The organism is Epilithonimonas sp., assembly GCF_032055105.1.
Taxonomy (GTDB): domain Bacteria; phylum Bacteroidota; class Bacteroidia; order Flavobacteriales; family Weeksellaceae; genus Epilithonimonas.
Map to the genome: position 1 here is coordinate 1 of NZ_DAMBRK010000017.1, position 14196 is coordinate 14196.

Below are 14196 nucleotides of genomic sequence, written 5' to 3' on the forward strand. Positions count from 1 at the left end.
AATATACGAAATTTTCGTATTATGAGTAGCCTTTTTTATAATGCACTACGGGTTAAGTTAATTATTCTATAATAAACTTCGTGTTTAGCTCTCCGGTTTTTAAGATGTAAACTCCTTTTGGAAGATTTTTCAAAGTAATCGTATTTCCATTTTGGAAAGGATTTTCAATAGTTTGAACATTTTGTCCAATCATATTGTAAATCATTGCTTTGTTGAATTTTTTCAGATCCTTATCACTAGATATATTGATAATATTTCCTTTTACAGGGTTTGGGACGATAGTAAGATTTTTAGAAAAAGATGCATCATCTACAGCTAGAGCTGGTCCCCAGATTGAAGTTACCCATTCTGGGTGATCTATGAATGGATTTCTGTTGTTTTGATAAACATAAGCTGCGTTGTTTCTTACGATTTCTCTTTCAGAAACTGGATCTTGCTGATGCCATTGCAACATAAGATTTAGCTCCCAAGTCGTAAGTCCTTGGCTAACATTACTTGTGTTAAGAATATTTCCGCTTGTAAAACTAGATAATCTTGTTTGATATCTTGTGACGAAATATAATAGGACCCTTGCGACGTCCCCTTTGAACTCGTTGATTGGTTCGAAAACTGTACCTGAGTAGCCACTAGATGCATTAGGGCCTACTTTTGAACCGTTTTTAGAAGTCCAAGTTGGGTTATTTACTTTTCCGTAAGGATAATTACTTCTCATTCCATTCACCTTACCATCAGTTGGTAAAATATGGTGGATGTCAGAAACCATTGGGCTAGCTTGCTTGAACAAACTTTGAGGAATAGAGTGTTCTCTATTATAACAATCTCCTTCGTTGGCATAGTTTCCACATTTCTTTACGCCATGTTGATAATTGTAGGGGTCTGTACCTGTTGGATTTTCAGAATAAATATCCAAAACACTACCGTCGTTTTCATAAAACTTGTCTGTATCCGATGATGGATAACCGGTGTATAGATTGTCATAACTTTTGGTTTTGTAACCTGCAGAGATGATTTCTCCAAGTTTGGTTTTCAATGAGAATCCAGTAAGCCCGGTTGCAGTACTGTAATAGTTTGCCGGTTCCTGGGCGTTTGCAAATCCAAAAATCCCAGCAAATAAAATAAGGAAAGTTTTTTTCATTTCAAAAAATTAAGGGCGGTAAAGATATTGAATAATTTTATTAATATTACATTGAATTATCAACAATAGAGTGTTGTTTGTTTTGTTTAGATATAATTTTTAAATAATTGTTATAATCATAGTTATATTTTTATGAAAGTGAAAATAACAGATGAAAATATCTGTTTTCAAATTCTTACAAAATTATTTATTGTTTAATAACAAATTGATGAAGTTTGAAACCAATTATTTAGTTTTATTTATCAGAAAGATATCTTTTATTAACCTTCGAGAAAATTCTAGAAATACTCAACCCAAAGAATAAGGCGATTCCCGATACAATGAAATAATTAATTAATTCAATTTTAACTGGGAAAGCCAGACTCTCACTTGCTTTGAAAAATCCTGTCTGGATCTGCGTAAAACAAATGACCGTGCCTATCAGAAGTCCGCAAATAACTCCGAAAAATACAATAAGTAGTCCTGTGAAAAAATAGATTAATCTAAGATTAGTTTTATTAAAACCAAGTGCTACAAGAGATTTTGCTTGTTCTTTTTTATCTAACTGAAGAATCGTAATTGCGCCAGCTAAGTTGAATGTCGTAATGAAAATCACCAATCCGAAAATTAAATAGATCATCAACTTTTCTGTATTAATCATTTTCCAGAATGCTGCATTTTCCTCAGACTTTGTATTAACAATAATTTGATCTCCAAGCTCTTTCATTAGTTTTGATTTTACCAATTCAGAATTTGAAGGTGTTTTAAGTTTGATAACTATTTGATAACAAGCAGATTTTGGAAGACTTAATAATTCCTGAGCTAGTTCTATCGGCGCAATGATGTAATTATCTAGTTGGTCATTTCCGGGAAACACACCAGTTACGTAGATATCTTTTTTGTTAAAAATATCGTTTTCCTGTTGGATGATTCCTTTTCCTGGTTTAGGCATTAGAATCGTTGCGAAATCTTGAGTAGAGTTTACCGGAAGAGAAAGTCTGTTGTCCAGACCATTTTCCATGATGACTTCATTATTATATTTGAAGTCAGGATATTTTCCGTAATAGATATTTTCATCAATAGGATTCACGTGGGTGTACGCTGAATCTACACCTCGCAAATAAGCAATTTCACCGTTGTCTTTGTATCCTAGATAAACTTTTTCTTCAATCAGTTTTGAGAAATGAGCAATGTCTGGATTGTTTTTCAGAGATTGATTGATTTTATTAATGTCCGGAAGAACTTTCCCGGTTTTACTTTTTATAGTAAGATCTGCGTGTAGATTGGCAATCATATCTTTGTTCAGCTCTTCTAAACCAGAAAAAACCGAAATGATGATAAACATTGCTGCTACAGCCGCTACCATTGCAAAAGCTGCTAACCACGTGATAAACGTAACCGCTGTACTTCCTTTTTTAGAAATCAGGTATCGGGATGCTATGTAAAAAGCATTTTTCAATCTCGCAAAAAATTAAAGAATAGGATTGTCGCCTTCACCTTTCAGTTCTCTTTCGATGCGTTCTACATCATCAAGACTTGTATCTATAAAGAAAGACAATTGAGGAATGATACGTACTTGTTTCCCCATCTTTTGTCCAATATAATTACGATAAAAAGAATTATTGGTATTGATTTCCTTCAAAATTGGTTGGCGCAACTCCGCAGGGAAAATGCTAAGGTATATTTTTGCGATACTAAGATCGGCTGTCACTTTCACATCAGAAACCGAAACCAAAAAGCTCTGTTTGCTTTCCGATGCCTGTTTGCGGAAGAGTTCTGCCATATCTTCTTGAATAATCTGCGCTACTTTGCGTTGTCTGTTACTTTCCATAAATGTTGCAAATTTAGTGTTTTTGTTTTGCAATTAAAACTTTATTTCAAAAGCCAAATCAAAGATTGCTTCAGTTCTCTCTTCCAATAACTTTCGGAGTGTGTTCCATCTTCATCTATTTTCACAAGAATATTCTTTTGAGGAACAGCTTTTTTTAATAATAATTTATCGACGTTTTCAATTTCTGGAACCATTGTTTCATCTTCATTTTTTCCTGCTACAAAATAGAATTTAGAATTTTTGAGATTGTTCTTATTAAGATTAAGATATTGATTAAGATCTTTAGAAACAAACCAAAATGCCGGACTGAAGATTCCAGCTTTTCCAAAAATATTCGGATATTTTACAGTTGCATAAAACGAAATCAATCCACCCATAGAGCTTCCTATAATGATAGTTTTAGAAGCTTGTCTCTCTGTTCTATATGTTTTATCGATATAAGGTTTAAGAGTTTTTGCCAAAAAATCGGTATACAAATCACCTTCACCTTCGGTTTTATATTTTTCATTATTCCAAGGCGAATATTCTGCTAATCTTTTTTCTCCACCGTTATCTATTCCTATAACAATTGCAGATTTTCCTGTCTCTTTATAGATTTCATCCAGTGTTTCATCCACGCTCCATTCTCCGGAAAAACTGGTAAGGTTATCAAACAGATTTTGCCCGTCTTGCATATAGATTACGGGATATTTTTTCTTAGAAGTTTCGTAATCGGGTGGTAGATAGATCCAGATTTTCCGAGTTGTTTTAAGTTGCGGAATGTTGAATTTCTCACTCAGAATTTTGACGTTAGAATTTGTAGTATGTTTCTTTTCTTTCGGAGAACTCCAGTTTTTTATTTCTAATTCAATAATTTTTTGTTTTTCATTAATATCAAAAATTCGATTAGATGCAGACTTCCCATTTTCATCGGCTTCCGCAAAATCCCAGCTTCCTTTGACGATTTTATATTCAATTTTTTGAGTTGGATTTGGAAGAATCAAAGTATAAAAACCATTATCGTCTTTCTTAAATTCAAATTGAGAATCATCAGCTTTCCAGCCATTAAGATTGGAAGCCAGATATAGTTTTGTATTTTCTTCTGTGTTTTGTGGTAGTTTGATGATTCGAAAAGTGATTTGCGATTGCGTCAATGTAAATACAAAAGTGAAAAGTAAAATCAGGTTTTTCATAAAAGTAAAATTAGAAATTAATTTAAATCTTAATTCAATTGTGGTTTGATAATTTATGAAAAAATTAAGCCTTAATTTAATTTTAATTTTTTTAGGTTTTGTAAATTTGGAACGCTTTAAATTAATTTTTAAAAGTTTAAATCATAATATCTATTTTAAATGACAACAAAATACGAGCAAATCCCAAGTTCACTTTTCGTAAAAAACAGAAAAAAGTTTGCAGATTCTTTATTACCAAAATCTATAGCAATTTTCAATTCCAATGATATATATCCCATCAGTGCCGATTCTACAATGCCTTTTCAACAGCATCGTGATATTTTTTATCTCAGTGGAGTAGATCAGGAAGAAAGTATCTTGGTGATTTTTCCGGATGCTTATCTTGAAGAAAACAGAGAGATTTTGTTTTTAAGAGAAACCAACGATCATATTGCAGTTTGGGAAGGAGAAAAATTAACAAAAGAAAATGCTTACGAAGTTTCCGGAATCAAAACCGTTTATTGGTTGACAGATTTTGATAAAGTCTTCAAAAATCTAATGTACGAAGCAGAAAATGTTTATCTGAACAAAAACGAACATTACAGAAACTCTGTTGAGACTGAATTGAGAGAAGATCGTTTTATCAAAAAAGTGCAGGCAGATTTCCCAATGCACAATTACAAAAGAAGCAACCCAATTCTTCAGCGTTTGAGAAGTATCAAAGAACCAGAAGAATTAGCATTGATTCAAAATGCTTGTAACATCACAGAAAAAGGAATCAGAAGATTACTCAATTTCGTAAAACCAGGCGTTTGGGAATACGAGATTGAAGCTGAACTGATCCACGAATTTGTAAGAAACAGAAGCAAAGGTTTTGCTTATACACCAATCATCGCAAGCGGAAACAATGCGAATGTTCTTCATTACATCTCCAACAATATGCAGTGTAAAGATGGCGACGTGATTCTTCTGGATGTAGGTGCGGAATATGCGAATTATTCTTCTGATTTAACAAGAACAATCCCTGTCAGCGGAAAATATTCTGATAGACAAAAAGAAATTTACAACTCAGTTTTAAGATGTAAAGTTGAGGCTGAAGACAGATTGGTTGCTGGGAATAACTGGTATAGATTCCATAAAGAAATGGGAGAGGTTTACACTTCAGAATTGTTGCAATTAGGCTTAATTGACAAAGCTGATGTTCAGAATGAAGACCCAAAATGGCCAGCTTACAAAAAGTATATGATGCACGGGACTTCTCACCACATGGGATTGGATACGCACGATTATGGAATCTTAACTGATGATTTTGTAGAAAATATGGTGTTTACCAATGAACCTGGTTTCTACATTCCGGCAGAAGGTTTTGGAGTAAGGATTGAGGACGATTACGTGATTCAATCTTCTGGAAAACCGTTCAATCTAATGGCGAATATTCCAATTACAGTAGATGAAATCGAAGACTTGATGAATTCTTAATTTTAAATTTAATTCAAAACATAAAGAATCCCGATTATCTTTTTGATAGTCGGGATTCTATTTATCAACCTTTTTTCTTTGTGTTGATAGGATATTTTCAAAATCAATGCCAAAATCTATTTTTTGAAAAAATCCATCAAGTCAAGATAATTTTTCTGATTCACACCATGTCCGTTCATATACTCTCGGAAAGAGAAATAAGCACTCAGGTCATACAACAATTCTGCACCTTTTTTTGCCCATTCCAAAGGAATCATTGCATCATCTGTGCCGTGCGAAACGAAGAAGCGTAATTTCTCATATTTCTTTTTGTCTTTTACAATGTTTTTCAACATTTTTTCTTCCGGATAAGAACTTAGAATAGCAATTTTGTTGAACAGCTCTGGATATTGCAAAGCCAAAGCATACACAATCATGCCGCCTTGGCTAAAGCCGCAAAGATGCGTGGGATTTTTTGTTAAGCCGTATCGGTTTGTGACGGACATAATGTTTTCCATCACCAGTTTCACAGCTTCATTAACTTCATTTTCATCGATGAATTGGTGAGGATCATTGAAGTTGATTTCAAACCAAGCAAAACCGCCATAGCTAGAATCTTTAGGTGCACGGAAACTCACAACCAACCAATCTTCTGGCAAAGTCGGAACAAAACTGAAAAGATCTTCTTCGTTACTTCCGTATCCGTGAAGCATAAAAAGAATAGGTGTTTCCGGTGTAATATTTTGAGGTTCTCTTACGAGGTATTGTAATTCCATTCTGCAAAGATAAATAACAGATTTCAGAATCTTGAATACTTTTTATCAATACCTTTTGTGTTGATATAAAAACTGTATTTTTGCGGTACTAAAATTTCTAAAATGGACAAAATACCTAGTGTAGACCTGCGTGATTTCCTTTCGGACAACCCGGAACGCAAACAGAAATTTGTAAATGAAATCGGAAAAGCTTACGAAGAAATTGGTTTTGTTGCCTTAAAAGGCCATTTCCTAGACGACCAACTCGTAGACGATCTTTATGGAGAAGTGAAAAACTTCTTTCAGCTTCCCACAGAAACCAAACAAAAGTATGAAATCCCCGGAATTGGCGGACAACGTGGCTATGTAGGTTTCGGTAAAGAAACTGCAAAAGGATTTAAAAAAGGAGATTTGAAAGAGTTTTGGCATTTCGGACAATACGTGTCTGATGATTCCAAATACAAAAGCGAATATCCTGACAATGTCATCGTAGAAGAACTTCCAAAATTCAACGAAGTTGGGAAGGAAACTTACCAAATGCTTGAGAAAACTGGGAAATGTGTTTTGAGAGCTTTGGCGTTGTATCTTGGTTTGGATGAGTTTTATTTTGATGATAAAATCGCGGAAGGTAATTCTATCCTTAGACCAATCCATTATCCACCAATTACTCAAGAGCCTGATGATGCGGTAAGAGCAGCAGCTCACGGAGACATCAATTTGATTACTTTATTAATGGGTTCTCAGGGAAAAGGGCTTCAGGTTCAGAATCACAATGGCGATTGGATTGATGCCATTGCGGAGCCAGACGAATTGATGATTAACGTTGGTGATATGTTGTCTAGGCACACCAACAATAAACTAAAATCAACAATTCACAGAGTAGTCAATCCTCCAAGAGAGTTGTGGGGAACTTCCAGATATTCGATTCCATTTTTTATGCATCCTGTGAGCAATATGCCTCTTGATGCATTAGAAAATTGCGTGGATGAAAACAATCCAAAATTATATCCAGACGCAACAGCTGGAGAATTCTTGAGAGAAAGATTAATTGAATTAGGTTTGATAAAAATCTAATAAAGATTATAATTAAAACAAAAATACCGTTGAGATAATCAACGGTATTTTTTTATTCTGATGATTTATTTTGGAAGACAATCTAAAATGATCATTCATAAAGATTGTTACGCTTTTTAAACTTCTCTTTTTACAACTGCGACAGGATTCAGTTTGATTAATTTCATCTTGTCCAAAAGAATCATAATGCAATAAGTGACGTCGATCTCGTGCCATCTTACGCCTCCAAAATTGGCTCTTCCACCGTGTTTGTGATGATTGTTGTGATAAGCTTCTCCCATCATTAGCCAATCAAATCTTAGAAGATTTTTGGAGGTATCAGACACTTTGAAGTTCACGTAACCGTAGATGTGGCCAAACCAATTGATAATCACACCGTGGATTGGTGCCATCATATAAGCAACTGGCAACAAAAGCCATTGCCACCAAGCGGTTGCGAAAAAATAGAAAAACAAAGTGTACAAAACGGCCCAGCCAATTCTGGAAGCCCAGGAACTTGCAAATCTGTCAAAGCTTTTCCATTGCGGAACGTTCTTGGTGAATTTATCTTCTATTTTGGCTTTTTGCTCATTGATTTGCTGATAGATTTTTTTCGTTCTCCACATCATTGCAAAAAGATTCGCATCATATTTTGGAGAATGTGGGTCTTTTTCTGTATCGGCATAAGCGTGATGCAATCTATGCATTACTCCGTAACCATAAGCAGAAAGATAATTAGAACCTTGTGTAATCCAAGTCAAAACATAACATAATTTTTCACCAAATTTTGACATTTTGAATGTCTGATGAGCCGCATAACGATGCAGGAAAAATGTTTGAAAAAATAAACCAGAGTACCAAAGTACAATGATAAAAATAATAATCGCCATTTATAAAAATGTAATTAAATTATAATTAATGATTTTAAGAATTTAAATTCCTTTTACGATGAAATAATTTTTCTTTCCTTTTTGAAGAAGAAGAAACTTCCCATCAATCAAGTCACTTTCAGAAACCGAATAATCTTCTCCAATTTTGGTTTTGTTGATAGAAATTGCATTTCCAGCCAATTCTCTTTTAGCTTCACCTTTAGATTTTAGGAAACCAGATTTTTCTGAAATCAAATCCACAACATTACTTCCAACAACTTCTGATTTTGAAATCTCTTTTTGAGGAACACCATCAAAAACCTGAAGGAACAATTCTTCATCAAGACTTACAAGATCCTCAGCGGTTGATTGTCCGAAAAGAATTTGTGTTGCTTTCAAAGCTTTTTCATATTCTGCTTGTCCGTGAACCCAAACGGTTACTTCTTCAGCTAGTTTTTTCTGAAGTTTACGTTCGTGAGCTGCAGTTTTATGTTCTTCTATTAAAGCTTCAATTTCTTCTTTTGGAAGGAAAGTATAGAACTTGATAAAACGTTCTGCATCTTTATCAGTTGCATTTAACCAGAATTGGTAGAATTTGTAAGGTGAAGTTTTCTTAGCATCCAACCAATAGTTTTCACCACTTTCAGACTTCCCGAACTTGGAACCATCAGCTTTTGTAATCAAAGGAACTGTAAGAGCATAAGCTTCACCTTGTGCTTTTCTTCTGATGAGTTCTGTTCCAGTTGTGATATTTCCCCATTGGTCAGAACCTCCCATTTGGAGTTTCACACCTTCATTTTGGTAAAGGTGAAGGTAATCGTAACCTTGTAAAAGCTGGTAAGTAAATTCTGTAAAACTCATTCCATCAACGCCAGATTCTCCGGAGAAACGTTTCTTTACAGAATCTTTCGCCATCATATAATTCACAGTGATGTGCTTTCCGATATTTTTAGCAAAATCTAGGAAAGTAAAGTTTTTCATCCAGTCATAATTATTGACAAGAATGGCTTTGTTATTACCATCTCCATCAAATTCTAAGAATCTGGATAATTGGTTTTTCAGACAATCAACGTAATAGAGAAGCGTTTCTTCGCTCAAAAGATTACGTTCTGCTGATTTGCCGGAAGGATCTCCAATCATTCCTGTTGCACCACCAACTAGAGCAATCGGCTGGTGACCGTGTTGCTGGAAGTGGGCCAGGATTTTGATCTGGATAAGGCTTCCGATATGCAAAGAATCCGCAGTTGGGTCAAACCCGATGTAAGCTTTTGTCATTTCTTTATTCAGTTGATCTTCCGTTCCCGGCGTCATGTCAGAAAAAAGTCCACGCCATTGTAGCTCTTCGATAAATGCATTCATTGTCTTAAAAAATTTAGGTGCAAAGATAAGGATTACAACTTGTAATTGATTTGTAGTTTCTGAAATTAATATGCTAAAATCTTATGTTATTTTTTTTTTTAGATAATCAATGGAGTTTTGGAAATGATTGAAAATTAGTCATAAGTTTTTTTTGAATTTATAAACCCGTAACTTTGCAAAATGAATCAGGATACAATCTGTGCATTAGCAACAGCCAACGGAATCGGAGCCATCGGAATTATTAGAGTTTCCGGTAATGAATCTTTTGAAATTGTCAATAAAATCTTTGATGGGAAAAATCTGGAAAAGGTAGAATCTCACACTGTTCATTATGGTTTTATTAAAGATAAAAATGAAACGATTGATGAAGTCATGATTTCGGTTTTTCATGCTCCGAAGACCTTTACGACGGAAAATTCCGTTGAGATTTCTTTCCACGGTTCGCCTTACATTGGGAAAAAAATTCTTGAAGTTCTGATTAAAAACGGCGCAAGAATGGCAAAAGCTGGAGAATTTACGATGCGCGCTTTTATGAATGGCAGAATTGATCTTTCTCAAGCCGAATCTATTGCTGACCTGATTACTTCAGAAAACGAAGCTTCTCGAAAAGTCGCTCTTAATCAATTGAAAGGTGGGATTTCTAATGAAATTTCATTCCTAAGAAATGATTTATTGAATTTCACTTCATTAATCGAACTTGAACTTGATTTTGCAGAAGAAGATGTAGAGTTCGCAGACAGAACAGCTCTTAAATCTCTGCTTCAAAAAATTGAAGATAAATTGATTTCTCTAATCGATAGTTTCCAATATGGGAACGCGATTAAAAATGGAACGGCTGTTGCCATTATCGGAAAACCAAACGCAGGGAAATCTACACTCCTGAATGCTCTATTAAAAGAAGAAAGAGCGATTGTAAGTAATATCGCAGGAACAACTCGTGATACGATTGAAGAAATTCTCCATATCAAAGGTCACGCTTTTCGATTGATTGATACAGCGGGTTTACGCGAAACTGTTGATGAAATTGAAGCAATTGGTGTAAAAAAAGCTAAAGAAAAAGTTGAAAATGCAGAGATTTTGGTTTATCTCGCAGATGCTGGGACAGAAGATTTTTCTGAAGATATCGAAATGATTAAATCTTTGCTAAGAGATGATTTGAAATTGATTATCTGTGCTACAAAAATTGATGAAGTAATTCCAACTCAATATGAAAAACTAGAACAAATTTTCAGAAAAGAGATTTTTACAGAGTTTGATTTTATTAAAATCTCAGCTGTTGAAAATCAGAATATTCAGGACCTTAAAAATGAATTATCATCTTACGTAGAACATTTGAAATCTGAAGAAGGAAATGTTGTTATTACCAATCAACGTCATTATGAAGCTTTACAAAAATCTCTTAATTCGGTTAAAAGAGTCGATGAAGCGGTTAGTTCTCAGATTACAACAGAACTTTTGGCTTATGAACTTAGAAATGCTTTGGAATATCTTGGTGAGATATCTGGAGAGTTCAGTAATGATGAAGTTTTGGGGAATATTTTTTCTAAGTTTTGTATCGGGAAATAGACATCATTAAAACTAGTTATCAAAAAAAAACTTATAAAATGTAATAAATCGTTATTACTACTAGTTGGATTTAGAGAAAATCAAAAAAAAAGCAGGCTGAAAAGCCTGCTTCTAGTTTTATATTCAAAATCTTATTTACCAAGGTAAGATTTCAAGATCTTACTTCTTGTGTTATGTTTCAATCTCTTAATTGCTTTTTCTTTGATTTGACGAACTCTCTCTCTCGTAAGGTCAAAAGTTTCTCCGATTTCTTCCAAAGTCATTGGGTGTTTTCCGTTCAATCCGAAATATAATCTTACAAGATCAGCTTCTCTCGGCGTCAAAGTCTGAAGCGCTCTTTCAATCTCAATTTGTAGAGATTCAAGCATCAAGTCTTTATCAGGACTTGGAGACTCACCAGAACGTAAAACGTCATATAGGTTAGAATCTTCACCTTCCACAAGCGGCGCATCCATTGATAGGTGACGACCACTGTTTTTCATAGATTCCTTGATGTCTTCCTCGCTCATGTCAAGAACTTCTGCCAATTCTTCCGGAGAAGGTGGTCTTTCGTTCTCTTGCTCAAGGTGAGCGTAAGCTTTGTTGATTTTGTTGATAGAACCAATTTTGTTCAAAGGTAATCTTACAATTCTCGATTGCTCAGCCAAAGCCTGAAGAATCGATTGACGAATCCACCAAACTGCATAAGAGATAAATTTGAAACCTCTCGTCTCATCATATCTTTTAGCCGCTTTCATAAGACCAAGGTTTCCTTCGTTGATTAGATCGGGAAGAGAAAGTCCTTGATTTTGATATTGCTTAGAAACCGAAACCACGAAACGTAAGTTAGCTTTGATCAATTTTTCAAGAGCAGCTCTATCGCCGGCACGGATTCTCTGAGCCAAATCTACCTCCTCGTCAGCGGTAATCAATTCAACTTTTCCAATCTCTTGCAGATACTTGTCTAGTGATGCGGTTTCCCTGTTGGTAACCTGTTTTGTAATTTTTAATTGTCTCATTATAAAAACCTCATTCTATTAGGTTGCATTATATTATACGTTCATAACTTGGAAAAGGTTACAAAAATTTTATTATTTACAGATTATGAATCAATTTTAACTAATTTTAAAAAAGATTAATATAATTTGGGCAGCTTAATCCGCCTTCCACTCCCGCTATTTTGCCCTAGCTTTTCCAGCCACAAAAAATGAGCTCCGTTCAAGTCGGGCTGCAAGATTGTACATCAAATTAAAAGTCAATATAGAAACGCGATTTTGTCATTCCGTAGGAATCTCAGCTGTCTAGATTCCCAAGGAATGACAAAAATACTTTTAGAATAAATCCACAAAATCTGCGAGAGAATTAATATTATTCCTAATTATTATCTCCTCATTTCTCTGTGAATCAATTATTCTTAACAAAAATTAGGTTTTCAAAATTTTCTGTATCGATTCTAATTGTTATTTTTGCCGAATGTTTAAAAATCTAATCAGTATTTTTGTTGGCTTATCTCTTTTCTCTTGTGGTAAAGAACCGGTTCCAAAACCGAAAGGAGAATTGCGCTTGGAATATCCAACTCCAAAATATCTGAATTTTTCTACGCCCTGCAGTTATTCTTTTGATTATTCGGATTTTGCGAAAGTCAAAGATGCTAAGGAAGTCTGCTGGTACAATTTGTCTTATCCCAAGATGAAAGCTAATGTTTTCATCACGTATTTTCCGATTAAGAATGATTTTTTACTTCATATAAAAGAAGCAGAAAAAATGGTTTATGAGCACACAATAAAAGCAAGTTCTATCGATACTAAGTCTTTCGCTTATCCGGAGAAAAAAGTTTATGGTAATTTTTATGAACTGAAAGGTCAGACGGCTTCTAATATTCAGTTTTATGTGACGGATAGTACAAGACATTTTGTAACTGGGAATTTGTATTTCAATTCTCGTCCGCGCCCAGATTCATTAGCACCAGCTGTAGATTATATCAAAAAAGATCTTCTCCATTTGATAGACTCTTTTGAGTGGAAAAGCAAATAAGAAACAAAATAAAAGAGTCAAGAAAAATGGCTCAGAATTAAATTATAAATTAAAATATCCGATTTGATTTCGGAAAAAAACAAATAAATATGAAATTACTAGCAGTTGGAACTGTAGCATTTGATGCCATCGAAACGCCTTTTGGAAAAACAGATAAAATTCTTGGTGGTGCAGCTACATATATTGGATTAGCAGCTTCTGCTTTGGATACAGATGTCAGTTTGGTTTCTGTAATTGGTGGAGATTTTCCACAGGAATATCTAGACATGATGACTTCAAAAAACATCAATGTTGATGGGGTAGAGGTAGTAAAAGATGGTAAAACTTTTTTCTGGAGCGGAAAATATCACAATGATCTTAACTCTAGAGATACTTTGGTTACAGAACTTAATGTTTTAGCAGATTTTGACCCAAAAGTGCCGGAGCATTCTGCTGAGGCTGAAGTTCTTTTGTTGGGAAATCTTGATCCTGTTGTTCAGCTTTCTGTTTTAGAAAGAATGAAAACGCAGCCAAAATTAGTAATCCTTGATACAATGAATTTCTGGATGGATATTGCTTGGGATAACTTGATGAAAGTAATTACTAAAACTGATGTTATCACCATCAATGACGAGGAAGCTAGACAACTTTCTGGAGAATACTCTTTGGTAAAAGCTGCTAAAAAAATCCACGAATTAGGACCAAAATATGTAATTATTAAGAAAGGAGAACACGGCGCATTACTTTTCCACGATGGAAAAATCTTTGCTATTCCAGCTTTGCCTTTGGAAGAAGTATTTGATCCAACAGGAGCAGGAGATACTTTTGCAGGAGGTTTTGCGTCTTACCTTACAAAGAAAGGTGATTTCAGTTTTGAAAGTATGAAAACGGCGATTCTTGTGGGAAGTGCAATGGCATCTTTCACAGTAGAAAAATTTGGGACAGAAAGAATCGAAACTGTTACAAAAGAAGAATTGACAGAAAGAATTAATCAGTTCAAAGAATTGACAGCTTTCGAATCTGCAATCTAAATTTATAACCTAACACA

At 34.5% G+C, this 14196-nt stretch carries 13 protein-coding genes; 5 read left to right on the plus strand and 8 right to left on the minus strand.

Translation table 11 applies throughout. The features are described from left to right. Positions 1 to 61: 61 nt before the first annotated feature. From RTY06_RS13350 to RTY06_RS13365, 4 genes are all read right to left on the minus strand, one after another. Positions 62 to 1135, minus strand: a complete 1074-nt coding sequence (locus RTY06_RS13350) for an endonuclease (RefSeq protein ID WP_312825484.1) — start codon at positions 1133 to 1135, stop codon at positions 62 to 64. 235 nt (positions 1136 to 1370) lie between these two features. After that, on the minus strand, positions 1371 to 2573 hold the full coding sequence (locus RTY06_RS13355) for an ABC transporter permease (protein ID WP_312825485.1): 1203 nt from the start codon (positions 2571 to 2573) through the stop codon (positions 1371 to 1373). A 12-nt stretch (positions 2574 to 2585) separates the two neighbouring features. Next, positions 2586 to 2945 (minus strand): 30S ribosome-binding factor RbfA, encoded by a 360-nt coding sequence (gene rbfA, locus RTY06_RS13360; protein WP_116035567.1) that lies wholly within the window; start codon positions 2943 to 2945, stop codon positions 2586 to 2588. Positions 2946 to 2986: 41 nt separating this feature from the next. After that, positions 2987 to 4117, minus strand: a complete 1131-nt coding sequence (locus tag RTY06_RS13365; protein ID WP_312825486.1) for an alpha/beta hydrolase-fold protein — start codon at positions 4115 to 4117, stop codon at positions 2987 to 2989. Positions 4118 to 4276: 159 nt separating this feature from the next. Between RTY06_RS13365 and RTY06_RS13370 the strand changes: the two genes are divergently transcribed. After that, the gene (locus RTY06_RS13370; protein ID WP_312825487.1) at positions 4277 to 5575 is read left to right on the plus strand and encodes a Xaa-Pro aminopeptidase; all 1299 of its coding nucleotides are present in this window, start codon (positions 4277 to 4279) and stop codon (positions 5573 to 5575) included. A gap of 116 nt (positions 5576 to 5691) precedes the next feature. Here the strand turns inward: RTY06_RS13370 and RTY06_RS13375 are convergent, their stop codons facing one another. Beyond that, positions 5692 to 6330: an alpha/beta hydrolase gene (locus RTY06_RS13375; RefSeq protein WP_312825488.1), complete on the minus strand. Its 639-nt coding sequence runs from the start codon at positions 6328 to 6330 to the stop codon at positions 5692 to 5694. Between the two features lie 102 nt (positions 6331 to 6432). On the opposite strand from RTY06_RS13375, the gene RTY06_RS13380 reads away from it, so the two are divergent. Then, on the plus strand, positions 6433 to 7383 hold the full coding sequence (locus RTY06_RS13380; protein ID WP_312825489.1) for an isopenicillin N synthase family dioxygenase: 951 nt from the start codon (positions 6433 to 6435) through the stop codon (positions 7381 to 7383). 116 nt (positions 7384 to 7499) lie between these two features. Here RTY06_RS13380 and RTY06_RS13385 read toward each other — a convergent pair whose 3' ends face one another. Then, positions 7500 to 8252 carry an acyl-CoA desaturase gene (locus RTY06_RS13385; RefSeq protein ID WP_312825490.1) on the minus strand — a complete coding sequence of 251 codons (753 nt, stop codon included), beginning with the start codon at positions 8250 to 8252 and terminating at the stop codon, positions 7500 to 7502. A gap of 42 nt (positions 8253 to 8294) precedes the next feature. After that, the gene (gene tyrS, locus RTY06_RS13390; protein WP_312825491.1) at positions 8295 to 9590 is read right to left on the minus strand and encodes a tyrosine--tRNA ligase; all 1296 of its coding nucleotides are present in this window, start codon (positions 9588 to 9590) and stop codon (positions 8295 to 8297) included. Between the two features lie 180 nt (positions 9591 to 9770). Between tyrS and mnmE the strand changes: the two genes are divergently transcribed. Further along, positions 9771 to 11156 carry a tRNA uridine-5-carboxymethylaminomethyl(34) synthesis GTPase MnmE gene (gene mnmE / locus RTY06_RS13395; protein ID WP_312825492.1) on the plus strand — a complete coding sequence of 462 codons (1386 nt, stop codon included), beginning with the start codon at positions 9771 to 9773 and terminating at the stop codon, positions 11154 to 11156. Positions 11157 to 11287: 131 nt separating this feature from the next. Here mnmE and RTY06_RS13400 read toward each other — a convergent pair whose 3' ends face one another. Next, positions 11288 to 12154: an RNA polymerase sigma factor RpoD/SigA gene (locus tag RTY06_RS13400; protein WP_027383822.1), complete on the minus strand. Its 867-nt coding sequence runs from the start codon at positions 12152 to 12154 to the stop codon at positions 11288 to 11290. A 454-nt stretch (positions 12155 to 12608) separates the two neighbouring features. Between RTY06_RS13400 and gldD the strand changes: the two genes are divergently transcribed. Then, positions 12609 to 13169, plus strand: a complete 561-nt coding sequence (gene gldD / locus RTY06_RS13405) for a gliding motility lipoprotein GldD (protein WP_312825493.1) — start codon at positions 12609 to 12611, stop codon at positions 13167 to 13169. Positions 13170 to 13258: 89 nt separating this feature from the next. Continuing rightward, a complete protein-coding gene (locus tag RTY06_RS13410; RefSeq protein ID WP_312825494.1) occupies positions 13259 to 14179 on the plus strand; it encodes a PfkB family carbohydrate kinase in 921 nt (306 codons plus the stop codon). The last annotated feature ends 17 nt before the right edge of the window (positions 14180 to 14196 follow it).